Origin of the sequence: Photorhabdus sp. RM323S (genome assembly GCF_042879375.1) — a bacterium.
In the GTDB taxonomy this organism is placed as follows: Bacteria; Pseudomonadota; Gammaproteobacteria; order Enterobacterales; family Enterobacteriaceae; genus Photorhabdus; species Photorhabdus tasmaniensis.
In genome coordinates, this window is record NZ_JBHFKZ010000008.1 from 68,030 (window position 1) to 91,186 (window position 23,157).

Here is a 23,157-nt window from a genome sequence, read left to right on the forward strand (position 1 = left end):
AGCAGTCTGTCTTTTCAGGGTGAAATAAATTTAAGGAGTGGTTTATGAGATAGTCTGTGCAAAGTTGCAGTTGTACCGATTACATACCTCCTTGCCGATCAACATTTTTTGCAGCTCATTGCTACCTTCAACAACTTGCAGTATTTTCGCATCCCGATAGAGCCGGCTGACGCCATTACTCTCATCGCAACCGTGACCACCATGAATCTGCACGGCTTTCGCCGCGGCAACGCCAGCTTCCTGCGAGGCGAAAAGCTTGGCTTGAAGAATCTGCTCAAGAGCATCTTCATCCCTTGCTTCTTTCGCTTTTGTCGCTGATAAACAAACGAGTTGAGAGGCTAGCAGGCTACCGGACATTTCTGCCAGGTAACCGCGAATGATGCCTTGGTCCGCAAGTAACGAACCAAAGGTGGAGCGGGAGTTGGCCCTGCGAGCAGACGCCGCCAATGCCGCCTGTTGTATTCCCAGCGCCGCCCAGGCCACACTGATGCGACCAAAGTCCAACGCGTTGTTAGAGATGAGGTTTTGTCCAAATCCAGGCTTTCCTACAATATTTGTCTTAGGAACCCGGCAATCGGTGAAATCCAACACCGCCAGATATGCGCTCTTAAAGCCCAGCATATTTTTCTTGGCGGTCACTTTTAACCCTGGGGTATTTTTGGGAACTAATACGGCGGTATCCAACCCCTGGTATTTACCGAATACCAGAAATAGATCCGCGATCTGGGCGAAAGTAATCCAGGTTTTTTGCCCATTAACCCTCAGATAATCTCCATCTTCTTCAAACTTAGTCGACAGGTTTTTAGAGTCGCCACCGGCGGAAACTTCAGTTTGCGCGAAGGCACCAATGATTTCGCCCTTCACCAGCGGCGCGAGAAAGCGCTGTTTCTGATCTTGAGAACCCCAATCCTCGATGGTTTTCAACACCATTGAGTGAACATTCAGCAAACCGGTGAGCGAGCCGCTCCCGGCACCGATGGCCATGTTCAGCAATCCGAAAGTCGTGGCATCAAACCCCAGACCGCCGCTCTCAGTTTTCGCTAAACCACCTAACCAACCGTTATGCGCAAGTTTTTGCACAACATTTACGGGCGTCGCTTCTTCCAAGTCCCATTCATCGGCATAAGGAGCGACTTCAATAGCTGAAAATTGCTCAAATGCCTGTAACCACGCATTTTGCGAAGGTGACAAAAAGCGATTAAGCATTTACCGCCACCTTTCTGTCTAAGAAGTTGCAGACCGCCTGAATGCTGGAAAAATTGGCATTATCAAGGTCATCGATTTCAACCTTAATTTTGAAGTTTTTTTCAAGAAAGGAGATTAACTGGATAGCGGCCAAGGAGTTAACCAAGCCGGTTTCGAAAATATTGACTGAATCGTCTAAATCTTGCTTACCAGCAAGTTTGCACAGGTATTCAGACACTAACTTTTTACGCGCGGATACGTCCATTACTTACTTTCCTCTGTGAGCTCAATTTCATTGATCTTTTCTTTACAAAACCAGCCTGGAAACCGCTTATATGGACTAGAGCAACCGCTCAGGTCACTGATTTATTTAAAAAATCAATGATAAAACGAACTGTTCCAGGGCGCACAAAACAGTGCAGAATAAATATCCATGCGGGATGGCATGGAAAAATAGTTAACCACGAGATTAGCCTTTCTCAGGGTAATCTGACTTAAATATAAGCATTTTGGTCAATACGTGAAATTATTGTTATATCCATGTAATAAATGTAAGCTTTTTATGTAACTTTTGTCAATATACGTAAATTCAGTCAGCATCTCCGGCTCGCTAATTTTCCTGTACTGTTTCCGTAACACGTCTATAACCTCTTCCTGAGTCTCCCTCTGTTTAACATTCCACACTGAATCTTTAGATATTTGGACTAAACACTTAGTGGAATCAACAACGCGATTAACACAATGAAATTGCAATTCCCTGTTATCAGAGGGCAGCTCAGGAAAATCATCAGCTTTAGTAATGGTGTTTATAATTTATCGACGAAGATGTTTAAGCCTCACCAACCTGAACACTGACGAATGAACCATAATGGCATTGAGTTTACCCAGCCCATAAGAAGGGAAAAATTACAGGCACACGCCTCGCATTTTTATCGCTGGTTATCCCATGCCGCGAGTAATGATGTGAACAAGATGGCCCGCATTAATACCACTCTATTTATGATATTGGCAAACCGTTATCGCGTCTTTAATTAGCCGGTGAACACAATACCGCAAACGGCAATATAAAAGCACTGGATGAAGCCAGGGGGCATTATCAGTTTGTCGGGTTCAGGGAGCATTCTGATAAGAGTTAAATTATTTTTGTTGACCCTGTTTATTATATAAACGAAGATGTCAGAATAAGTAATATTAAACTGATGTAAGGAAGGCGTATGACATATAAAAAATATAATCCCAGTGTGGAAGGTTACATGGGGGATTTTTTAAGGGGTAATGTGGGGATTAATCAGCTAAAGCCTCAACATGAATTTTTTGATGCCGTAGGATTAGAAAAGGCATTAAGTGATAATACTCAATACCATATTGTTCTTACGTTATCAGAAGCCAAAAGCATTATTAAAGATATAAATCCTTTTCGTTCACCGAATCCATATGACGGAGAAGCATTTACAAGAGGCATAGAGGAGGAAAACAAGAAAAAAATCCTATGTCGTATGTATTTTCTGTCACAGATCCTGTTTCTACCTATGCCGGAAGTATCTATGATTTACATGGGTTCTATGAAGTTTGTAGAGAGTTTAAGAGGTTAAATATCACCGCGACAATACATGTAGGAGAAAACGGAAATAGGTATATTCACCTGTCGGGACATGCAGGTCTTAGACGCTTTGTCAGGGGAACACGATACGGTGCCAATCACCCTAAAATGCTAGCAATGGGGATAGGCCAGCAAGGTCTTAATTCAAGTATTGTCAAAGGTGTTAAATTCTGTATTATCTTTTCTATTGGTTACCGAGTGATAGAAAGTATTTTTAAGGATGAATATACCTTAGCCGATTTTATCGGCAACATAACAATGGATATGGCTAAGACAGCTATTATCGCTGTTGCCTCTTGGGCTGTAGGTACAGTTTTAACTGCTACAGCTATTTTAGGTGGCAGTATTGTCGCTGTTGCTGGAATAGTTTTGGTTACTGGTATTTTGGTAGCTTATGGTTTAGACATTCTTGACAAAAAATATGGAATAAGTGAAAAATTAATAGCGTTTTTAAAAGAAGCAATGAAAAGCAAACCAAGAACACCAGCAGCAGACTTACAATATTTTTTTAATGGATTAGGAAGGTTGAGGTGAATAATAAATATTTTAAAGCATTAGGAGGACTAATACTGTTATTAATAGTGACATTTATGATGTGCTTAGTTATTAATTCTGTTGTTTCATTAATACTAATGAAAGATGAGATAATATTTTCTAGCACAGTTGTCATATGTTTTATGTCTTTTCCTCTATTATTTTATTCTATATCAGGCTCTATCTTTTTCTTTATCTTTGATAGGCTGCCTAAATTTAACAAGTTGATTGTTAAGTACCTGAGCATGCTGATGATTGCATCATTTATCGTTAGTTTTCCGATATCTTTTTATGTTAGCTATAAGTTAAAAAATGAGGGTTATTTAACATGTGATAAAATATCGTGGATGTCACCAACAACTTATGTGAAAAATTTATCATTTTGTGAATGAAAACTTTGGTAAATATTCCGCCCTCATGCTTTCCTATGTTTAACCTCTGAAACATAGAGGCTTTTTTATTATTTATCATGATGTTAAATAGTGTTTTAAGCATATAAAAACCAATCGCAAAACATCATGAAAAAATTACTTGAATTGCGCCAGCAAAAAGCTGATCTGCCCCATCAAATGCGCCCCCTTCTCACTAAAGCAGAAGACGAAAAGCGCTCACTGAGCGACAACGAAACAGTTTGACGAATTGCGCAGTCAGTCCGAATCCCTGAATGCTGAAATGGCCCGTTATGAGGCTATCGCTGATGAGGAGCGCTCACAGGCAGGTAAACCCGTATCAGGTGATAAAGCAGTCAGTAATGATGAGTTACGTCACTATATCTTGACAGGGGAAACCCGTTCACTGTTTACCAGCGTTCCGGCTGATGGTGGTTATACCGTCATCCCTGAACTGAATAAGCAAATCATGCAGCAACTGACCGATGAATCAGTGATGCGTAAGATCTGTGCTATTAAAACCACATACAGTAACGAATACAAACAGCTTGTTTCTGTGGGCAATACGGTAATCAATCACGAAGAAGAAGGTAAAGCTCGCACCGAAACCAGTACGCCAAAGCTGGAAGAAGTCAGCATTAAGCTATTCCCTATCTGAGCCTATCCAAAAACCACACAGGAAATCTTAGATTTCAGTGACGTAGACATTATTAGGCTGGTTAACAACGGAAATGGGGGAGACTTTTGTCGATACCGAAGAAACGGATCTGGTCAGTGGTGACGGCGCTAAGAAAGTTAAAGGCTTTTTAACTTATCCTCGTGATACCAAAAGTGATCCAGCGCGTACTTTCGGGACATTACAAAAAATAGAAGTACCTGAGCAGATAGCAGATAGCAGATAGCCTGATTGACCTGAAATTTAAACTCCGCAATAAATACCGCAAAAATGCGGTTTGGGTAATGAACTCTAATACTGCTGCTAAAGTGCAAAAACTCAAAAACGGTAATGGGGATTATATTTGGCGGGAACGTTTACAGGCGGGTGATCCCGATATGCTATTGGGTTTGCCTGTCCACTATCTCGAATTTATGCCAGATGATGTGATCGGTCTGGGTGACTTCAAGCGGGGTTATTTCATCGTTGGCCATGAGACAGGTACCCGCACCCGTCCCGACAATATCACCGAACCGGGATTTTATAAGGTACACACCGATAAATATTTGGGCGGCGGTCTGGTAGACTCCAATACCATCAAGGTACTGGAAGTGAAAGCAGCCAGCAAAAAAAAACCTCGTTTTAGCGGGGCTTAGGAATTTCGATGCGTTCTATTTACATAGATAATGCCTTTAAAACATGAACCGGATCTTTCTCTATTGCTTTAAGCAATGCTTTTGCTGGCCCAGTTGGTTCACGCCTTCCCTGCTCCCAATTTCGCAAAGTTCCAACATTAACGGAAATTAACTTAGCAAAACCAGTCTGACTTAAACCGGTTGCCTGACGAATATTCTTTACTTTTACTGCTTCAACGTGAGTTTCACGAGAGGCAGCACGTTCGCCATTAATAATTTCGTTCATCTGTGTCATGCTTTCAGTTAGCTTGGAAAATAATTTACTATCCATTGTTACCACCCCTCATTTAGTGCTCTCAAGACTTTCTTTTCTGATTCGCTAAGGTCATCCTTGATACTTTTTTATAAATCAGCAACAGCCTGATGTGTGAGACATCTACTTTATAGTAATAAATAATGCGCACACCACCCCGCTTACCTTTCCCTCTAGATGCCCATCTGACTTTACGTAAGCCACCAGTGTGTTGGATAACATCACCAGCAGTAGGATTGTCTGCGAGATATTGCTGAAATTCATGATATTCATCGTCATTTAACAACTCTTTACAATCTTCAGTGAAGATATAGGTCTCTATAAATATCATGTTTTAGTGCGCCATTGGCGTACATTTTAGATGATAATATACGCTTTATCAGTATAAGCCAATGGCGCAGAGCATGGGTATATCTATGAAAAAACCCGCACAGTGGCAGGTTTATTGAATAGGTAATTCGTTTTTTGAAATAATTGCCAGTCTGTTTTGATAGTGTTCAGGATCTCCCCATAACCACGACTCTTTGCTAGCAATTTCCTCATCAGACAAAATTTTATGCAACTCACATGTGATCATATCGTAAGCATAAACATGCATCTTATACGCCAGAGCGTCATACATACGGGCCTGCCAAAAAGAAATGCCGTCATGAGTCTGATTCATATCTGACACGATCACATTATAAGATTCGAGCAAGTAACCGAAGAACACCTGACCAGCCAGTTCATGCAAAATCGTTCGGTGTTCACGCTTCAGAATACGCCAAACAAGAATTTGTGTTACTGGGCGACAATTTAATACTACATCAGGCTGTATGATAACCCTGTTATAATAAACGACTTCTTGAGACACATCGTTAAGCAGCGCCAGTTCAAAATGAGATTGATTAATTCGATCACCAAAGCGCCCATCAACGCGAACCATACGATAACCCGGAGCCAGTGCCAATCCGTTTATCTGATCGGTAATATCGATACCCTTAGATAACGCAATATAGAGGGTGTGATTATCTGAGCTCTCGTTCAAATGAGCGAAAACTGCATTAACCTTTCCAGGATCTACCAATCTTGTTGGCATGTAACCCCCTCTCACCGATAAATATGCCGCTAAGGTAATAATAGAATCACATTGGCATCAAATCAATAGCATTAGCTATATATGATAGGGAACCTCTAAAAACTTTCAATACAAAAAATAAGATCAATTTTGCACTCATCAATAAATGACTTTATTGTGTATGACTTTTTCTTGCTTTTTCAGGGGAAAAAATAAACTCATCGCTTTTTCATCACATACCAGAATTAGAAACTGGCATCAATGATTTGACCCCTCTGGGAATGAATCCCTGTGCCGAAAGCTGATGCTTCGCCTCTTCAAACAACGCGCTGGCTCCTTCCTGCCCAATCCGTTTTTCGAAACACCAAATCGTGTTACGGTCTGGAATATTAATAACATTGGTCAGGCGACAAAAACGTTGCCAGCTCATTCGGTCAAGCAATTGATATTCCATCTTTTCATCGGAAAGATGATGGAAATGTTTCAGGATAATGATGCGAACCATCACCTCAGTCGGGAATGGCGGGCGTCCCCCTTTGGGAGAAATAATGCGTGGTGCGACACGGTCTATGGTGTCAGCCAGTGCCGAGAAATCAACATACTTATCAAGAACAAGCAGCGGATCACCTAATTCATCGATTTTTCGACGGTGATATTCGGATGCCAGCTTGTCTTTTTTTAAAGCAGAACGAGGCGGTATCATGACGGCGCTACCTTGCAGAGAGGTGTTGTGTCTACATTTTACTCAATTTTGTGGCTGTGAAAAGTTTTTAGTGGTTCCCCTTATTTAACAAGTGTGTGGGAACATTATCCGGTGTAAATCCAGTCTGCAAACTCTGGTTTTCTTCATATTTTTCCTGACTGACTACATTCGCATTATCACTAATAGAAAAAGCCTTAAAATTATTCTTGTGATTCATATACACCCCTTAAGTAATATTATTTTATAAGCAATATATTGAATTATTTTAAAAATAATCCTTTTGCAATTCATACCACTCAAAGTCTAGTTCAGAAAAAGAATAATGCGGCGTTCTTATGATTTAGAAGGTTAACTATTTTTATATCATTGTCAGCAATAAGTGGCTCAACATTTTTGAATCGAAAACATCTCAAAAACAGGAAATTACACAATTTAAGTTACAAGATCAATTAATCCTATCTGTCGCAATCTGTGAATAACTGTCACCAAATTGAACTTTTATTATATTATGGAGAAATTCACAAGTCAGACTATTTTATATCTGGATCCGCTAATGATCTCCCGCCATCAGGAGCAATTTTCAATACGGCAACTGATCTCGGTTGCCGTTGTTACCTTCCTAAATAAAGACAATGGATAGCGAATTTGAATTGATATATCGCAGTATTTTTATTGGGATTGGAGCAACATTAAGGCTTTACTATCTTAAATATAATAAAAGAACCAAACAATATCACTTCGCAACTAATTTAATAGACATTTAATCTACAATGACATCTATAATTAAACAATTCTCGTAATAAAAACAGCCATAATTATTATTTTCTCAAAAAATTTGTCTTTCCTGGCAATAAAGTATTAAACTAGCTACGCAACTCAAACATATCAAGATTGACGCTCGAAAACTGGGGAAAAAGGAATTGTAATATGAGTCATCACATCACCATATCACCTCAAATTATCAACACACTGGCAGCAAGTAATGAACCTTGGGGAATCAAAGATAAAAATTCATGTTTTATTTACGGCAATCTGGCATTAAAATTTCTTCAGAACTTTTCAAATGCATTTGAGTTTGAAGGGTTTTATGAGAATGAACTCCCTTGGGATAGCGCTAAATTTGCAGAAGAATTTATTAAGCATGATAAAAAAGTGATAGAAAAACAGCAAAGAATATGCTCAGTTGAAACACATATATTTGGAAGAGAGCAAGTTCTGTCATCTTATTTTTTCGAAAAATCGCCTTTTTATCATGAAGATGGAAATTGTATGGGTGTCATATATCACGGCTGGGAAGCCCAAAATTATTCATTAACTCATCTGCATCAATATCATGATAAACTCCCCGCCTCCATTATGCTCCAACCACCGATTGATCTTTTTACTCAACGTGAATGGGATATTATTTTTCTCTTTCTACAGAAAAACACCAGAAGACAGATTGGGCGAGTATTGAATATTGCCTATCGTACCGTTGAATCTTATATGGCTCGGATATATCACAAGATAGGGATTAACTCCAGTCAGCAACTGGAAGAGTATTGTCAGGTTAATAACTTCAATCACTATATACCAGAAAGATTTTTATTATATTAAATTACGTATTTATTCCCGGCCTATATATGCCGCCCTTGTCCATGATCAATGGAAAAAATAATCAGTCTTACTGGAATGTATTTTTATTTGAAAATATTATAGTTATATTCAATAATTTTTTAAAGGCTATACATGAAAAAATTTGGATGTAAAAAAGTTCCTTTTATTACCACTCAGTTAACAAATACATGGGAGAATATCATCTATTGGTACTTACCCTCAAGGCAATGGTCAACAACTTAAATCCTATTTTTGTAATAAATATCCATTAATGGATGAAGATAATCAATGTATTGGAATTATTTCTCACGCTAAAGAAATAGATCATTTCGCGGCATCTCATTACATGATGAATAATACCTCTATGTCCATTAGACTTAGGCCACCTAACAATATATTGGCATAAAAATAATGGGCAATAATATTTTTATTCTGTCGCGGCATCCATAATAAATGTATTGCTGATGAAATGAAAATATCATTCCATACCGTGGAAAGATATTTTGAAAGTATCTATAATAAACTATCAATTAGCTCATCAATTGAATTAAGGATATTTTGTAAAGAAAATGACTATGATATATATATTCCACCAAGATATTTTCAACCAATAGGTCACTTTTTATTATAAATAATCGATTTCATTATTCCCTATTTCTCCCCCTAGTTTATTTAATTGATCTTTTAGTCGAATCCGCCTCGTAATAGTTAACTTTTTAGTGTCCAGATGTCTATTTTTTGCAGATTTTAATATCAAACACCCTGCGATGAAATATAAAGAAAAAGAATATTCGTAAACACCAATATCGACGGCTCGAGCTAAATACTTCCCGCTTTCTTCTCTGACAAAGAGAAATTCTGCACACCATATTAATCCCGGTCTGTAACCTTATCCTGCTTCTTATAGCTGCCCATCACGCAATTGCTCATCTGTTCCCTAAAGGCAAAAGCCATTGATACAAAATCATCAGAAGTGGAGCAAAGTACAAAGCTGTTACAAATATCTAAGTGGAGTTTTAAATACAACTTTATATCTTGTAGCTATACCATTTTAAGTAAGTTTTTTATTTCATTATTCTTCAAAAATTAAATTAAGCAGAATTTACCTAACCTTAATTTTATTTAAGTTTAGTTATTCCAACAACCAAAAAATTCAAACCTGATTTTTGGGTTAAAAAGCTCATATAGTTGATTGTGCTGATAATTTCTAAATATACCTTATCGAATTACAATATCTCGCAGACTCTATTTAAGAAACATTCTTTAATTAATCGCACATTATTTCAATAAAATACTATTTTTTTCGCATTATTCTGGCCCAGAAATAACACCTTTTCTTTCATCCTATTACAAGTCATCGTTATAAGAGTAGCTCTCTCCATCCCCGGTTTATGACAGAAAATTCTTGATACATGTCACTTAATTACTCATAACTGAAAAATAAAATTCATTAATTTATCTGATTATTAATCATTATAAAATGTTTTTATATGCAATAGTATTATTTGTTATATTTACTCAAAATTAAAATCCCAATATAAAATAATAATAATATTTGATTAATAAATATATGTATTTTGACGCGCAAGTTATTATATTATATTATGTGACCAAGATATTTTAAGTATAATGAAGGTATAAATTAGCAGGCAGACCTTGCAGATAACGGCTGAAATAATCATTCAGGAGTCACAATGCAACATATAAAAAACAAACCCAATAATATCACCCCACAATTAATTCACACGTGGGAAAAAAGCAGCGAACCTTGGGGAGCTAAAGATCGCCAATCAAGGTTTATCTATGCCAATTCCGCTTTTTATCAACTACTCAATTTACCAGAAGATTTCGATATTACCGGGCTTTCTGCCGATGAATTGCCTTCTCCTATTGCAGAATATGCAGAAGAGTTCTACCGTCAGGATCAGAAAGTTACTCAAACCCTGCAACGAGTCACTTCATTGGAAACTCATCCATTTGAAGAACATAAGATTAAGCAAACCTATCTTTGTAATAAATATCCACTTTGTGATGAAGAGGGCCATTGTATTGGTATCACTTTTCATATGTGCAAAACTGAAAATTTTTCCGTTGCCTATTATTATGAAAAAACATCTCCGTCGGCACTGCAATTCGTACCTCCTAATGACACGCTGACGCAAACTGAATGGGAAGTTCTCTTTCTAACCCTTCGTTCATTGGATGAAGAGAGTATCGGTGAAGAATTAGTGATAAGTACAGAAAGTGTGGTTAATCATATTCAGTCAATTTACCGAAAATTTGATTTGCCATTGCATGAAGAATTAAACGATTTCTGTAAAGAAAACAAATTTGATCTTTATATTCCAGAAAGATTTGTCACTATTGGTAGCATAGAATTAGATTGACAATAAACTTAAATATCAACAATCAAATTTTAAGACTAGCAAAAGAGGAATGACACTATGAATAGTAAATTAACAATTTCACCCCAAATCATTAATACATTAGAACAAAGTAATGATCCTTGGGGAATTAAAGATATAAATTCATGCTGGATTTATGGTAATCAGGCATTTAAAAATCTCCAAAACTTTCCAGATTCGTTTAATTATGAAGGCCATTATGAGGATGAACTTCCCTGGGATGGTGCTGAGTTTGCCAAAGAATACATGCTCCATGATAAAAAAGTGATGGAAAGAGAAGATAGAATATGTTCACTTGAAACACATGTATATGGAAAAGAAAAAATTTTGTCATCCTATTTTTTTGACAAAAACCCTATTTATAAAGAAGATGGGAATTGTATGGGAATTATATTTCACGGTTGGCAAGCTCAAGATTTTTCATTAACCCGTCTATACCATGGAAAACTCCCTGCATCTATTATGTTTCAACCACCAACTGATTTATTTACTCAGAGGGAATGGGATATTATTTTCCTTCTTTTACAAAAATATACCAGTAAGCAAATGGGCAAAATGTTGAATATCTCCTATCGCACTGTTGAAACGCATATCTTACGGATATATAGAAGAATTGGTGTTAATTCCAGTTATCAATTAGAAGAATATTGCCGAATGAATGATTATGATCTCTATGTACCAGAAAGATTTGTGCATCCAGAAAGTAAGATGTTTCTTAACCTATAGATTAAAAAGGAGTTTTTCTTAACATGAAGAAGGACTATACAATATCACCGCAGATTATTAACACAATGGAAATGAGCAATGAGCCGTGGGGAATAAAAAATAGTTCTTCAAATTTCATTTATGGTAATTCAGCGACAAAAAAATTTATTCACAATTTTAAAGAATCATTTGATTATGAAGGGCTTTATGATCATGAGCTTCCTTGGGATGGTGCTGAATTTGCAAAAGAGTTTATTATTCACGATAAAAATGTCATGACAAAAGGGCAAAGAGTATGTTCACTTGAAACTCATGTATTCGGGCAAGAGCAAATTCAGTCATCCTACTTTTGTGAAAAATTACCTCTTTATCATAACAATGGTAATTGTATGGGAATTATGTACCATTTGTGGAAAGCTAAGGAATATTCATTGACCCAATTATGTCAATATTATGAAAAACTACCATCATCCATTATACTCCAACCACCGACTGATCTTTTTACCCAACGCGAGTGGGATATCATCTTTCTTTTTTTACAGAAGCACTCCAGGAAACAGATTGGAAAAATACTGAATGTCGCCTATCATACGGTTGAAACGCATATGACCAGAATATATTGTAAAATAGGCATAAATTCTAGTCGGCAACTGGAAGAATACTGTCTGAGCAATAATTTCAATCATTATATCCCAGAAAAATTTTTATTGTCTTAGATTACGTATTACTTCCCTGTTTATATATACTACCTTTGTTCATTATTTATTGATAGAATAGATAGCTCTATGGAATTTTCTCCTTGTTTTTAATAAGTATTTATGTTCAATAATTTTTAAAAAATAATTTCCTTAAAGGATATATATGAGTCAATCAGAATCTAAAAAAGTCCCCTTTATTACTCCTCAGTTAACACATATGTGGGATAAAGGCTCTGATCCTTGGTTTGTAAAAGATAAGGAATCTCGTTTTATTTACGCAAATAGCATGTTTATTAAAGCCAATAAGTTACCTGAAAACTTTAATATTATAGGATATACTGATGAAGAATTACCAACACCCGTTAGTGGTTTTGCTCACCATTTTAAAGAACATGAGCGCATAGTCTTAGCGTGTATGCAACGAGTATCATCTATTGGTACTTATCCTCAAGGTCGTGGTCAACTACCTAAATCCTATTTTTGTGAAAAATATCCATTGATGAGTGAGGATAATCAATGTATCGGAATCATTTCTCATGCCAAAGAAATCGATCATTTTACCATATCTCATTATATTAAGAATAATATACCAATATCTATCTGCCCCAAACCACCCAATAATTTATTGAAAGATAAAGAGTGGACAATTATTTTTTTATTTTGCTGTGGTATTAGTAATAAAGATATAGCCACTGAAATGAATATTTCATGCCGTACTGTAGAAAAACATTTTGAAAATATTTATGAGAAATTTTCCGTCACATCGGTTTTGGAGTTAAGGTTACTTTGCAAAAAAAAGGGTTATGACCTCTATATCCCACCAAGATATTCTGAGTCTATAGGTCATTTCTTATTATAAGTAGTTGATTTTACTATTAGCTGTTTCTCACCAAACTATTGATCATTGCAGTAATAATCAGGAATACAATAATGGCATCACAGATTTTTCTACTCCCTCAAACGATAAAGTTTTATGCCGACAAAACATATTGAAAGCGTTTTGGATGACTGACGATATATACCGCCCATTGCGGCGGATGTTACTCTGTGTCCAGAATAATCTTCTGCTTACTTTAGCCTATTACCTACAGCAAGGCGACGGCCTGCGCACAACTTTGACTCAGAATCCTCATTACCGTCTCCGCACCACTTCGATTGGGATTTATTCTTATCATTCGTTTCTCTAATGTGGGATCAGACTGACGGAATGTACCGGACACCCGGTAAAACAAAGGCGGTATTTCAAATTTTGATTCAGCACCTACCGGATAAGGCAGTGCACCGAGTTGATGGGCAAAACAAAGTACCTGTTCTGCAATCTCTTCATAAAATTCCACCAGCAATACTTTCGATTGTGCGTTTGCGATAAGAGCCTGTTTTATCTGCGGTATGACCCCCTGATTAAGCCAAATGACCAGCGTTTCATTAACCTGAGCCTGTACCGCATGCATCACTGGCGCAAATACCAGTCCACGCAATACTTCTAACGCCTGAAATCCCTGTACCTGACTTCCGCCGGAATACATATTACGCCGGATGCTGTCTATCAGCACTTGTTGACCTGCCACAACACCGACACCTTGCGGGCCGAACAGTTTAAAGCTGGAAAAAGTCGATAACGCAGCACCACATTCACAACCGATATGTTCCACTTTCATAGCAGCATAATTATCGTCAACCAGAACCGGCAGTGACGCCGAGTTCAGCAGCGATATGACAGCCACCAGCTCATAAGAATCATCAATTTTCTGCCGCGTGTGCTGTACCAGTCCGGCCACTGGCCGATGTTGCAAAATCGCAGTCCGTATTTGTTCTGGTTGATTAAAATCCGCCCGAATAAGATGTAATCCCATCTGTTCAGCAACCATCGCTGTCGTGGGATATAACGGCGCATCATGGATCAGCAGGGTATCGCCCGCGTTGAGTAATGCCGCTAACCCACAACGTATTGCGCCGGTTCCCGCCCCTTGCACCAACACGGCAGCCTCGACTGAAAAGAAACCAGCAATGACCCGTTCAACCCGCTGTGTCATCTGTGGCTGGTTCAACCCCGGTACCAACCCTAAATCTCCCGTGGTAAGGAAGTCTGCGCCGGGAAAATGCCGGCAGATAATATCAACCAAACGAAACTGTTTTTGCTGTGCCTGCGCCATATTCAGACTATGTAATGGATAAGTGTTCAATATCTGCTCTCCGGCTCTCCCCTCTATTTTTTCATCGCAAAATAAGGGGGAGATCTATTCAATTAACCGATGCCTATCAAATGGATAATATTGGCTAAAATACCAACAATAATCGTTGCGATAGGCCCAATCGCCATTTCAACCAAAGGACGTTTAGATGTACGGTTGAGCAGGTAAATGCCCGCTACCACCATAAATCCCATTCCCGGCAGGATAGCGTTGGCAGCAATCATTCCCCCTACCAATAACGCAACTTCCAACATACGGGTAATGACAGTACGAATATGGTCGCCACAGGCTTTTACGCCAGGGTATTTATCCAGCCAGATAGCAATTTTTGCCAGTAGTTTAATTTCCATAAACATAATCACACTGCCGGCAATGAAGGCAATCCACAGGTTATTCGTGACTAATCCAGCGACAAACACGAACTTCATGCCGACCGGGCTATAAACCCCGGTGGCAATTGCCGTCATCCCCACTAACGGAACAAAACTGATCGCCCTGGCAAGCGCTACCAACATGGCGTTAGCCCCTTCACCCTGAGCCATCAGTTGCAGTGATACAGGGCCTTCTGCCAATAAACTGAGTGACATCGAGGCCGCTACCGCAGTTAAACCCCCACTGAGTACCAGTAACCAGATGTTGTTTTGAATACGTTGGATCCGCGTGGAAAACAAGCCAACCAGCATCTCATTCGCGCCTTTAGCCGGATCCGGCCCATCTCCTGCTTTGGGCGCACGCTCTTTCATGGCAAAGTAGAACATCACAATCATCGAGATCAGCAACGCTATCCCGTTAGGATCCAGTTGTACCGGTTTATCCAGGGAACCGCCAAAACTCAGTGAGCCTATCGCTTTCGTCGCGACATACCCCACCAATGTCGCAATCAGTACCCATATCCCTTTACCATATCCGTACTGATAGGCCACAACAACGGCAGGAAACAACGCGAAGCAGGCAACAATGGGATCGCCCACTTTACTCAGGTTATTCATGAAATTAACCGGCAAATGGGCAAAGATATCGACAACAGATCGTAAACCTGTCATCAAAGCGACGGCATACAGCGCCCCCAAGACACCAGAAAGTATGAAACCTTTTTTACTGTTTGCGCACCAAGTACCAATGACGTCGGTTCCCAGCAACAGGCTATGCACCAGAATAATGGGTGCCGTCAGCGAGAACGGGATACCAAAACCGATAACCAGGCCAAAACTTAACGCAAAACTGGTCGCAGCCAGGGTCTTACGATTCATCCGTCCTTCAAGATGTTCCGGGATTAAAGGGCGCAACCCGTCATGAAACACCGCAATACCACGGTTAGCCATCATGGTGGATATTCCACCAATAACGGCCAGCAAACCGGCTTTAAACGGATCAATTTCCATTAAACGTGTGAAAAATTCATATTCCATCTTCCTGTCCTTATGAAGAAAAAATAGCCCTGATAACCACCGGAATAACAGCGTCTATATCCTGACCGGTAAAACCAAACGCAGTTTTCCCAGCGTTAATATGGGCAATAATTTCTTCATCAGGCAGGATTTTCCCCGGCATACTGATGGTGACGCATTGATCAATACCCACGATGGCAATCGCCATTGCCAAAGCGCCCCCACCGGTATTACAGGCACCCAGGTAGTAATCGGCATTGCCGTTCTTAAGGGCCATAGCGGCATCAATGTCGCCCATTAAAGTAATGGATGAGACTTTATCCCCAGCCAGGCGGCGTAAGGTTTCAGCAATTTTTTCCTTCTCAATTTGTCCTCCAATAACAAATCTCATATGTTTTTCCTTTATTTGAAAAATACAGCAGGGTTATCACGTAACATCAAATCAATTTCTATCTGCGTTAATCCGGCATTGCTTAACATCGGCACAAAAGTGCTGATTAAATATTCAAATCCATTGCCGCCATTAGCCTTCAAATGGGAACGACGGGTAATATCCATCGATAACATGACGCGGTTAAGCAGACCGCGTTGGGCCAGTGCCTGTAACATGGCAATCCGTTTTTCATCCGGGTAGTAATCGTTTTTGCCAATTGTGTCGAACTGTATGTAGGCCCCCTGTTCAATCATGCGCAGTATGCTGTCCAGATTGTCTCTGAGATCACAATGACCAATAACCACCCGTTCAGCATCTACGCCCCGCTTTTTCAGTAATGCCAATTGCTCAAGCCCCATCGTGCTTAATGAAGTATGGGTAGAGACAGGGCGCCCGGTTTCCAAATGCGCGATAGCCGCAGCGTGAAATATTTTCTCTTCATCAGGCGTAATCGCCCCTTTGCTGGAACCAATTTCCCCAATGACCCCGGCTTTCAACGTCGTACCATCAATACCCTGCTCAATCTCAGCGATCATTTCATCCGCCAGTTGTCGGGCGGTGGTGTGTGCCACATGCTGAGGAAAAAAAGCAGATTGGTAATAGCCAGTTGAGACCACCACATTAATGCCGGAATCCCGCATCAAATCCAGCATAAACTGTGGGTTACGTCCCATGTAACGATTGGTCATTTCTACAATATTGCGTACCCCCAGGCTGACCAATGTTTTCATCTCATCACAAATCAGGTCGTATTGATCTAGTCGGCAGTCAATGTTGTTTTTAAATGACGATAAATCAATATGCAGATGCTCATGCGCATAGGTATAGCCGGATGCATCAAACCGGTTTTGCTTAGTCATGAGGGCACTGCCCATTAGCAGGGATGCGATTTCCCTGGCTGTCATAAAGCCCTTCCAATACCGGATGTCCTGACTGGATGCCGCTGACCAACGCCACATCACTACGGGTGGCAAATATCTGAGTGCGAAAGCACAACACGACAGCACAGCCGACCGGAAATTCACCGTTAAGGGAAAAGTGGTAATCAATACTGCTGTTATCCATCGGTAACAGGTGAGTGGATATAATTTGACCATTTGGCATGAATATCAACGCGTTATGAGCTCGCCCACGGCGATAATAACCGCCTCCATAGCAATAGCTGTTGCCGTTAAACCGATGGGATATTTCTGTCAGATACAGCATAGCAATACGTTCGGGCTGTTCTCCCTGAAAATTGGCAAGGATTGTTCCGGTTAGTGCATGTCCGGGTTCTGTATGGGTAACACCATATTTTGCCAGTAACGACAACGTGCTACAGCTTGACGCCGACGGTGCATTTATCTGTGTTACCTCAACCCCTGCCCGCTGTAAAATCTCTTTTGCTTTCAACAAAGTAAATAAGTTCGGTGCAGGCAGCGTCTGTTGCAGCACCTCTTGCCACAATAAGCAAGGAAAATGTGTTAATCCCATCAGTTTTACGCCGGGCATCGCCATAATGCGTCGCACAACAGTGTTCAATGCCGATAAATGAAAACCTGCTTCCTGTCCGGGATATAAATGATCATGATCATCATAGATTTTCAGCATAATACATTGCACATTTCCTTTATGCTGTGCCAGATAGGAAATTTCCTCCGCTTTTTCTAAAGAAAATACCGTGATCACTTCCGGATGTTGCTGTATCACTGAGGAGATCATATTACGGGGGATCTGTACCAGATGACCGGCATGGATAACCGGGATCTTCCTGCTCATTAATATCCTGGCTTCTTTAAAATCCACCGCAGTAACACCCTGATAACCCAGTTCTATCAGTTTATGTGCCAACCAGGGGTTACGCCCAATCTGTTTAGTCATCAGATACAGCGCAATATCATAGAACTTCGCTACCGCAAGCAATCGTCCGGCATTTTCCAAAACCTGATCAACGTCAATAACATAGCTATCAGGCAGTAAAGCTCCTTGCACCCATAATGTATGGGCGGTCTCAATCAGTGCAGAATTTTGTTTTTTGAGTGCGTTAATAAACATGCTGTACCTCCTTGTACGCCTGACAGCAATCAATGCCAAAGCAATAAATAATAAATGTTTAAGTCATCATTTTTTTGAATATTTGATGGAAAAAAAATTCCCGTCACCTCTGTTGCCGTGCTACCCCTGATCTTTTGCCGCCCAAAGGCTAAACAAGTTCGCCAGCAGATAACCCTCTTCACAGGGATGTAATTGCACGTCAAATTGTGCCAGCAATGAAGCGTTAATCGCCTGCAAATGTGCAAAAGCATCAGATTGACGTACTTCCATCAGCAGTTCAGCATCCATTGAACCGATTTGTTCTCCCCGGCGCGAGCGCATCAACGCATTTGCCATATGTGTTATTACCATTTCACCCAGCCCGTTCCTGACAGGGATTTCCCAATCATTCTCAAGCTGAGTCACAACTTGCAACATGCCATCGCAGATGTCCTGATCGATGACATTTCCCTGACAGAGCAGATTCAGTCGATTTTCCATTTCATTTACTCCGTCCATTTCAAACTAATAACTTGGATCCTGTTGACCTGTCAGCACACGTTGTTGATGAGCCAACAACTCTGTTTTATTCACTGTAGTACGTAAAAGTTGTTGAATCGGAATGTCATCAACTCTGGTTAAAATCACCGCCTCAGAAGCTTGTATAAAGAACGGATTTCCATGGAGCGGTACCGCAATAAGCTCCCGGGAACTCAGTTCATATTCTCTGCTAACGTTCCAGATCACGGCGTCAATGTCACCTTTTGCTACCTTGTCCAGGCTCTCGTGGTAAGAGATACTCACCAACGTGATATCCTGCCCGGCAAAGTACACTTCTGTCATGATTTTCTGGTCGGCAGAGTGATGATCTAACCCAACACGACGGATGCTATGTTCTCCTCCCTTGCGATAAATCAGTTGATGTGCCCCAACATAGGTATGTGGGCCTAATCCAAGTACAGCGCACACATCACGCTGTTCCAGATAAGTTTGCGCCGCCAGATGAGATACCACTGCCAGGTCATAAATGCCGTTACGCAGACATTCCACCCTGGCGTCTGAACCTCTCATATGGGCGAAGTAAAACGGAATACCATCAAATTGCGCTTTCAGACCACTCGCCAGCCCTTCGTACAATCGGGTATAAGGCAACGGCATCACACAAACCACGTTACCGATATCGGCATGTGCTAACAGCGCCTTGTGATCCAGACTGACCAGGTAACTGCCGTTACGCCCCCGCCGATCCACACAAATTGCACCAGAATTCTCCAATTTTTTTAATGCAAGTTGTACCAACCCAACCGACAACGCATAGTCAGACGACAGCTCTTCAATGGTCTTCAAGCGGTTACCATTGCACTCACCTAGCAGATAACGCGCCAGACATGCCTGAGCAACCCCCTCTTTTTTAAGCAGACCACGACTCATAATTATTCTTCATTTTTTTGAATGTATTTGTATCTAATTTAAAGAGACAAATAACAATCGGAAAATAGCAAAAATGCGAATGAGGTCACGATTAAATGAGTATTTTTTTACAATTGCCGAAAAATTCGGCTTTTCATTAAACTATTTTTACGCTTTGGCTGTGGCCGGCTCCGGACGTTTCAGCGCGGCATAAGCTAATCCGCTCAACAGTGTACCGACAATAATTGACATCAAATAACCCAGTACTGGTGTGATAGCACCTGGGATCAACAGTACAAACAAGCCACCGTGCGGTGCCATCAGTTGTGCGCTCACAGCCATAGAGATCGCCCCGGTCACCGCACCACCGACGATACAGCATGGGAGCACACGCATCGGATCACGGACAGCAAAAGGGATCGCCCCTTCGGAAATAAAGCACAGGCCCAGCACCAATGCGGCTTTGCCGCTTTCCCGCTGAACGCTATCGAATTTCTTCCAGGCAATCAGTGTCGCCACACCCATTGCCAACGGTGGAACCATTCCCGCTGCCATAATGGCCGCCATTGGCGCGTAGGTTTGCGAACTGAGCAAACCAACACCAAACGCATAGGCAGCTTTGTTTACCGCGCCTCCCATATCGGCACACATCATCCCACCCAAAATGGCACCTAACAGGAGCGCGTTGGTTGTGCCCATATTTGAGAGCCAATGGGTTAAACCCGCCATAATACCGGCGACCGGTTTACCAACAACGTAAATCATAATCAGACCGGTAATCAGGCTGGCGAATAACGGGATGATCAAGATCGGTTTTAGCGCGGACATACTCTGCGGCAACGTCACTTTAGTGCTGATCAACTTCGCCGTGTAACCGGCAAGGAAGCCGGCAATAATGCCGCCGATAAAGCCCGCGTTCGTGCTGGCTGCCAACATGCCGCCAATCAGGCCGGGCGTCAGACCAGGACGATCAGCGATTGAGAAAGCGATATAACCTGCCAGCACAGGTACCATCAAAGCGAAAGCTGAACCACCCCCGATCTGCATCAGCGCCGCCGCCAATGTGCCCGGTTCTTTAAATGCGGTGATACCAAAAGCAAATGACAACGCGATACACAGACCACCCGCCACCACCATCGGCAGCATATAAGAGACGCCGGTTAACAGATGGCGATAGATGCCGGTGCTCTCTTCCCCTTTCCCAGCTTTAGCATCTTGTCTTTCCGGCTCGAAAGGCTTTGCTTCAACCAATGCTTTATCAAACTCTTGAACCGTTTTCTTCAACGCCAGGCTGGTTGAGGTGCGGTACATCGGCTTACCGGCAAATTTCGCCAGATCTACGTCAATATCCGCGACTATCAGCACCAGATCCGCGTCTGCCACCTCTTCCGGCGTAATAACATTACCCGCTCCCACTGAACCGCGGGTTTCCACTTTCACCCACCAGCCACGCTTTTTGGCTTCGGTTTCGATGGCTTCGGCTGCCATAAAGGTATGTGCCACCCCCGTAGGACAGGCGGTAACCGCAACAATACGTTTTGTGTCACAACTCAGGTCGGTTGCCGGCATCTGATATGGCTTCGCGTCAGCTTTTGCTTGCCGAAAGAACTCTTCCGGTACATGCAATGCCTGTTCCGTGTTGCCAAGATAAACTCGTTTGCCATTCAGGGTGTTATCGGCGGGTATGGTATCGCCGGTCACGACCACCAAATCGGCTTCAACCGGATTTTCTGTCAGTATCAGCCCATTTTCCGCCGCAGCGGCACTGAGGACAGTTTTCACCAGATAGCTTCCGGCCAGTCCTAATAAAGGATCAACGATAAGCAACGTTTTCATTACACCGCCCTCTCACCCAAACCGGAAGCAATCGCTTCACCAATGGCAGCTATCGCCTGCTGTGCATCATCACCGTTGGCAGTGACGTGAAGCCGATGACCTTTTTTAACACCCAGCGTCATAATTTTCATCAGGCTGCGGCCATTTACCGGTCGACCGCCACCATCAAGGTTGATCATGGTAATTTCGCTGGAGAATTGCCGGGCAACGTTGACTAACACCGTACTTGGACGGGCATGCAAACCGTGATCATTGAGCACGATGAACTCCCCGCTGAACATTTCACTTTGCTCTGGTACGCCACTGGTCAGCAATGCCAGTACCGTCGGTGCATCAGCCTTCAGCAAACATTCAGCTTTTTGTGCTAATAGCAGGTTGCTCAAGTGATTCAACACATTCAACGGCTGATCGTCGGTAACCGCAACGGTCAACAACATCACCACCACCGGTTCGTTGTCTCGCGTGCATAACCGGCTGACGGCTACCGCGCTGGTTAAGTTACCGTCAGGGCTGTCGTTCAACCAAATCCCCTGTCCGAGATCCAGCGGTTTACTGTTAATCACTTTGCTGACAAAAGTCGTATCCACCGCACCCGCTTGCTGTAACCGCCCGGCATTCAACGCCTGTAGCGTCATCAGATCGCCGGCATTAATATCCAGAGAAATCAGGCTGGTATCGAATTTAAACTCGGCTTGCTGGCCTTCTCCCATTAGCAAGTTACGCAGTGCCTTAGCTGAATCAATAGCTTTTAGCTGCCCAGCAATGCGATCGTCGCTCAACAGGTGTGCTAACTGACGCAATAGTGACAAATGCTCATCGGAACATGCAGCGATACCAATGACCACATAACACATAGCGCCTTTATCCCATTCCACACCCTGTGGGAAGTGAAATACCTGTACGTCAGTTTTCAGCACCAAATCACGGGTATTGATCGTGCCATGCGGAATAGCGATACCGTTGCCAAGGTAGGTCGAAATTTGCCTTTCGCGTTGCAGCATGCCATCAACATAAGCATCACTGACGTTACCGCTAGCGGCTAGCATGGCCGCCACCTGACGGATGGCATCCTCTTTACTGGTTGCAGTTGCACCAGTGTGGATATTTTGCAGAGCCAACTGGAACATAATTTTCCCCTCTCACTGAAGATAGAATCGTCTCAGTAATACTGAGAAAAAAGCGTTAAAATCCACCGTAAAAGAAAAAGCAATAAAACTGAAACGTTTCAACTAGTGTGGAGTATGATTAATTGTTATTCAATATTTGCACTGTATAATATTGCAATTTTTTGAGATTACGCACAGTTTTCCCGGTATCTTTCTTTGAGTATCTCCAGTTCAAGGAATTAGCAAACAGATAACTACCAAGAATATCACCCAATTGCGAAGAACTGTGATGGCGATAATGAAG

At 41.5% G+C, this 23,157-nt stretch carries 23 protein-coding genes and 4 pseudogenes; 11 read left to right on the top strand and 16 right to left on the bottom strand.

The features are described from left to right. Nucleotides 1-42 precede the first annotated feature (42 nt). Nucleotides 43-1,206 (bottom strand): acyl-CoA dehydrogenase family protein, encoded by a 1,164-nt coding sequence (locus tag ACGF7G_RS05915; protein ID WP_133815767.1) that lies wholly within the window; start codon nucleotides 1,204-1,206, stop codon nucleotides 43-45. Then, nucleotides 1,199-1,450: an acyl carrier protein gene (locus ACGF7G_RS05920; RefSeq protein WP_012989112.1), complete on the bottom strand. Its 252-nt coding sequence runs from the start codon at nucleotides 1,448-1,450 to the stop codon at nucleotides 1,199-1,201. Before ACGF7G_RS05920 ends, ACGF7G_RS05915 begins: the two co-directional genes overlap by 8 nt. A gap of 449 nt (nucleotides 1,451-1,899) precedes the next feature. Here ACGF7G_RS05920 and ACGF7G_RS05925 point away from each other — a divergent pair. The 5 genes and pseudogenes from ACGF7G_RS05925 to ACGF7G_RS05945 form a co-directional block, all read left to right on the top strand. Then, nucleotides 1,900-2,294 (top strand): annotated as a pseudogene (locus ACGF7G_RS05925) (DNA primase); the annotation flags it as partial. Nucleotides 2,295-2,399: 105 nt separating this feature from the next. Next, nucleotides 2,400-2,777: a hypothetical protein gene (locus ACGF7G_RS05930; RefSeq protein WP_242688577.1), complete on the top strand. Its 378-nt coding sequence runs from the start codon at nucleotides 2,400-2,402 to the stop codon at nucleotides 2,775-2,777. A gap of 116 nt (nucleotides 2,778-2,893) precedes the next feature. Beyond that, complete coding sequence (locus ACGF7G_RS05935) at nucleotides 2,894-3,319, top strand: hypothetical protein (protein ID WP_242688576.1); 426 nt, start codon at nucleotides 2,894-2,896, stop codon at nucleotides 3,317-3,319. Next, nucleotides 3,316-3,711, top strand: coding sequence for a DUF1240 domain-containing protein (locus ACGF7G_RS05940; protein WP_133815768.1), 396 nt, complete (start codon nucleotides 3,316-3,318; stop codon nucleotides 3,709-3,711). Before ACGF7G_RS05935 ends, ACGF7G_RS05940 begins: the two co-directional genes overlap by 4 nt. 126 nt (nucleotides 3,712-3,837) lie before the next feature. After that, nucleotides 3,838-5,019: pseudogene (locus ACGF7G_RS05945) on the top strand (phage major capsid protein). 19 nt (nucleotides 5,020-5,038) lie between these two features. Here ACGF7G_RS05945 and nadS read toward each other — a convergent pair. The 5 genes and pseudogenes from nadS to ACGF7G_RS05970 form a co-directional block, all read right to left on the bottom strand. Further along, the gene (gene nadS, locus ACGF7G_RS05950; RefSeq protein ID WP_133815769.1) at nucleotides 5,039-5,329 is read right to left on the bottom strand and encodes a NadS family protein; all 291 of its coding nucleotides are present in this window, start codon (nucleotides 5,327-5,329) and stop codon (nucleotides 5,039-5,041) included. Nucleotides 5,330-5,331: 2 nt separating this feature from the next. Beyond that, nucleotides 5,332-5,642: pseudogene (locus ACGF7G_RS05955) on the bottom strand (type II toxin-antitoxin system RelE/ParE family toxin). Nucleotides 5,643-5,753: 111 nt separating this feature from the next. Further along, nucleotides 5,754-6,389 (bottom strand): hypothetical protein, encoded by a 636-nt coding sequence (locus ACGF7G_RS05960; RefSeq protein WP_133815770.1) that lies wholly within the window; start codon nucleotides 6,387-6,389, stop codon nucleotides 5,754-5,756. A 230-nt stretch (nucleotides 6,390-6,619) separates the two neighbouring features. Further along, nucleotides 6,620-7,071: pseudogene (locus tag ACGF7G_RS05965) on the bottom strand (transposase); the annotation flags it as partial. Nucleotides 7,072-7,138: 67 nt separating this feature from the next. Continuing rightward, nucleotides 7,139-7,288, bottom strand: a complete 150-nt coding sequence (locus ACGF7G_RS05970; RefSeq protein WP_387464233.1) for a hypothetical protein — start codon at nucleotides 7,286-7,288, stop codon at nucleotides 7,139-7,141. Between the two features lie 710 nt (nucleotides 7,289-7,998). On the opposite strand from ACGF7G_RS05970, the gene ACGF7G_RS05975 reads away from it, so the two are divergent. From ACGF7G_RS05975 to ACGF7G_RS06000, 6 genes are all read left to right on the top strand, one after another. Next, nucleotides 7,999-8,667 carry a LuxR C-terminal-related transcriptional regulator gene (locus tag ACGF7G_RS05975; RefSeq protein ID WP_387464174.1) on the top strand — a complete coding sequence of 223 codons (669 nt, stop codon included), beginning with the start codon at nucleotides 7,999-8,001 and terminating at the stop codon, nucleotides 8,665-8,667. Between the two features lie 442 nt (nucleotides 8,668-9,109). Further along, nucleotides 9,110-9,298, top strand: coding sequence for a LuxR C-terminal-related transcriptional regulator (locus tag ACGF7G_RS05980; RefSeq protein ID WP_387464229.1), 189 nt, complete (start codon nucleotides 9,110-9,112; stop codon nucleotides 9,296-9,298). A 1,063-nt stretch (nucleotides 9,299-10,361) separates the two neighbouring features. Continuing rightward, nucleotides 10,362-11,054: a PAS domain-containing protein gene (locus tag ACGF7G_RS05985; protein WP_387464176.1), complete on the top strand. Its 693-nt coding sequence runs from the start codon at nucleotides 10,362-10,364 to the stop codon at nucleotides 11,052-11,054. Between the two features lie 57 nt (nucleotides 11,055-11,111). Then, complete coding sequence (locus ACGF7G_RS05990) at nucleotides 11,112-11,798, top strand: helix-turn-helix transcriptional regulator (protein WP_387464177.1); 687 nt, start codon at nucleotides 11,112-11,114, stop codon at nucleotides 11,796-11,798. A gap of 23 nt (nucleotides 11,799-11,821) precedes the next feature. Further along, nucleotides 11,822-12,493 (top strand): LuxR C-terminal-related transcriptional regulator, encoded by a 672-nt coding sequence (locus tag ACGF7G_RS05995; protein ID WP_387464178.1) that lies wholly within the window; start codon nucleotides 11,822-11,824, stop codon nucleotides 12,491-12,493. Between the two features lie 145 nt (nucleotides 12,494-12,638). Next, nucleotides 12,639-13,334, top strand: coding sequence for a PAS and helix-turn-helix domain-containing protein (locus ACGF7G_RS06000; protein ID WP_133815775.1), 696 nt, complete (start codon nucleotides 12,639-12,641; stop codon nucleotides 13,332-13,334). 226 nt (nucleotides 13,335-13,560) lie between these two features. Here the strand turns inward: ACGF7G_RS06000 and ACGF7G_RS06005 are convergent, their stop codons facing one another. The 9 genes from ACGF7G_RS06005 to fruB form a co-directional block, all read right to left on the bottom strand. After that, the gene (locus ACGF7G_RS06005) at nucleotides 13,561-14,658 is read right to left on the bottom strand and encodes an aminotransferase class V-fold PLP-dependent enzyme (RefSeq protein WP_387464179.1); all 1,098 of its coding nucleotides are present in this window, start codon (nucleotides 14,656-14,658) and stop codon (nucleotides 13,561-13,563) included. 62 nt (nucleotides 14,659-14,720) lie between these two features. Next, the gene (locus ACGF7G_RS06010) at nucleotides 14,721-16,076 is read right to left on the bottom strand and encodes a YhfT family protein (protein WP_387464181.1); all 1,356 of its coding nucleotides are present in this window, start codon (nucleotides 16,074-16,076) and stop codon (nucleotides 14,721-14,723) included. A gap of 10 nt (nucleotides 16,077-16,086) precedes the next feature. Then, nucleotides 16,087-16,446: a DUF2620 domain-containing protein gene (locus ACGF7G_RS06015; RefSeq protein ID WP_133815778.1), complete on the bottom strand. Its 360-nt coding sequence runs from the start codon at nucleotides 16,444-16,446 to the stop codon at nucleotides 16,087-16,089. An 11-nt stretch (nucleotides 16,447-16,457) separates the two neighbouring features. After that, nucleotides 16,458-17,348, bottom strand: a complete 891-nt coding sequence (locus ACGF7G_RS06020) for a phosphotriesterase-related protein (protein WP_133815986.1) — start codon at nucleotides 17,346-17,348, stop codon at nucleotides 16,458-16,460. After that, nucleotides 17,341-18,522, bottom strand: coding sequence for a YhfX family PLP-dependent enzyme (locus ACGF7G_RS06025; protein WP_387464183.1), 1,182 nt, complete (start codon nucleotides 18,520-18,522; stop codon nucleotides 17,341-17,343). The genes ACGF7G_RS06020 and ACGF7G_RS06025 overlap by 8 nt, the downstream gene beginning before the upstream one ends. Nucleotides 18,523-18,642: 120 nt before the next feature. After that, nucleotides 18,643-19,002: a PRD domain-containing protein gene (locus ACGF7G_RS06030; RefSeq protein ID WP_133815780.1), complete on the bottom strand. Its 360-nt coding sequence runs from the start codon at nucleotides 19,000-19,002 to the stop codon at nucleotides 18,643-18,645. Nucleotides 19,003-19,026: 24 nt separating this feature from the next. Next, a complete protein-coding gene (gene yhfZ / locus ACGF7G_RS06035) occupies nucleotides 19,027-19,932 on the bottom strand; it encodes a GntR family transcriptional regulator YhfZ (protein WP_387464185.1) in 906 nt (301 codons plus the stop codon). Between the two features lie 147 nt (nucleotides 19,933-20,079). Then, nucleotides 20,080-21,747 (bottom strand): PTS fructose transporter subunit IIBC, encoded by a 1,668-nt coding sequence (fruA, locus tag ACGF7G_RS06040; RefSeq protein WP_387464187.1) that lies wholly within the window; start codon nucleotides 21,745-21,747, stop codon nucleotides 20,080-20,082. Continuing rightward, complete coding sequence (gene fruB / locus ACGF7G_RS06045; protein WP_387464189.1) at nucleotides 21,747-22,874, bottom strand: fused PTS fructose transporter subunit IIA/HPr protein; 1,128 nt, start codon at nucleotides 22,872-22,874, stop codon at nucleotides 21,747-21,749. Before fruB ends, fruA begins: the two co-directional genes overlap by 1 nt. Between the last annotated feature and the right edge of the window lie 283 nt (nucleotides 22,875-23,157).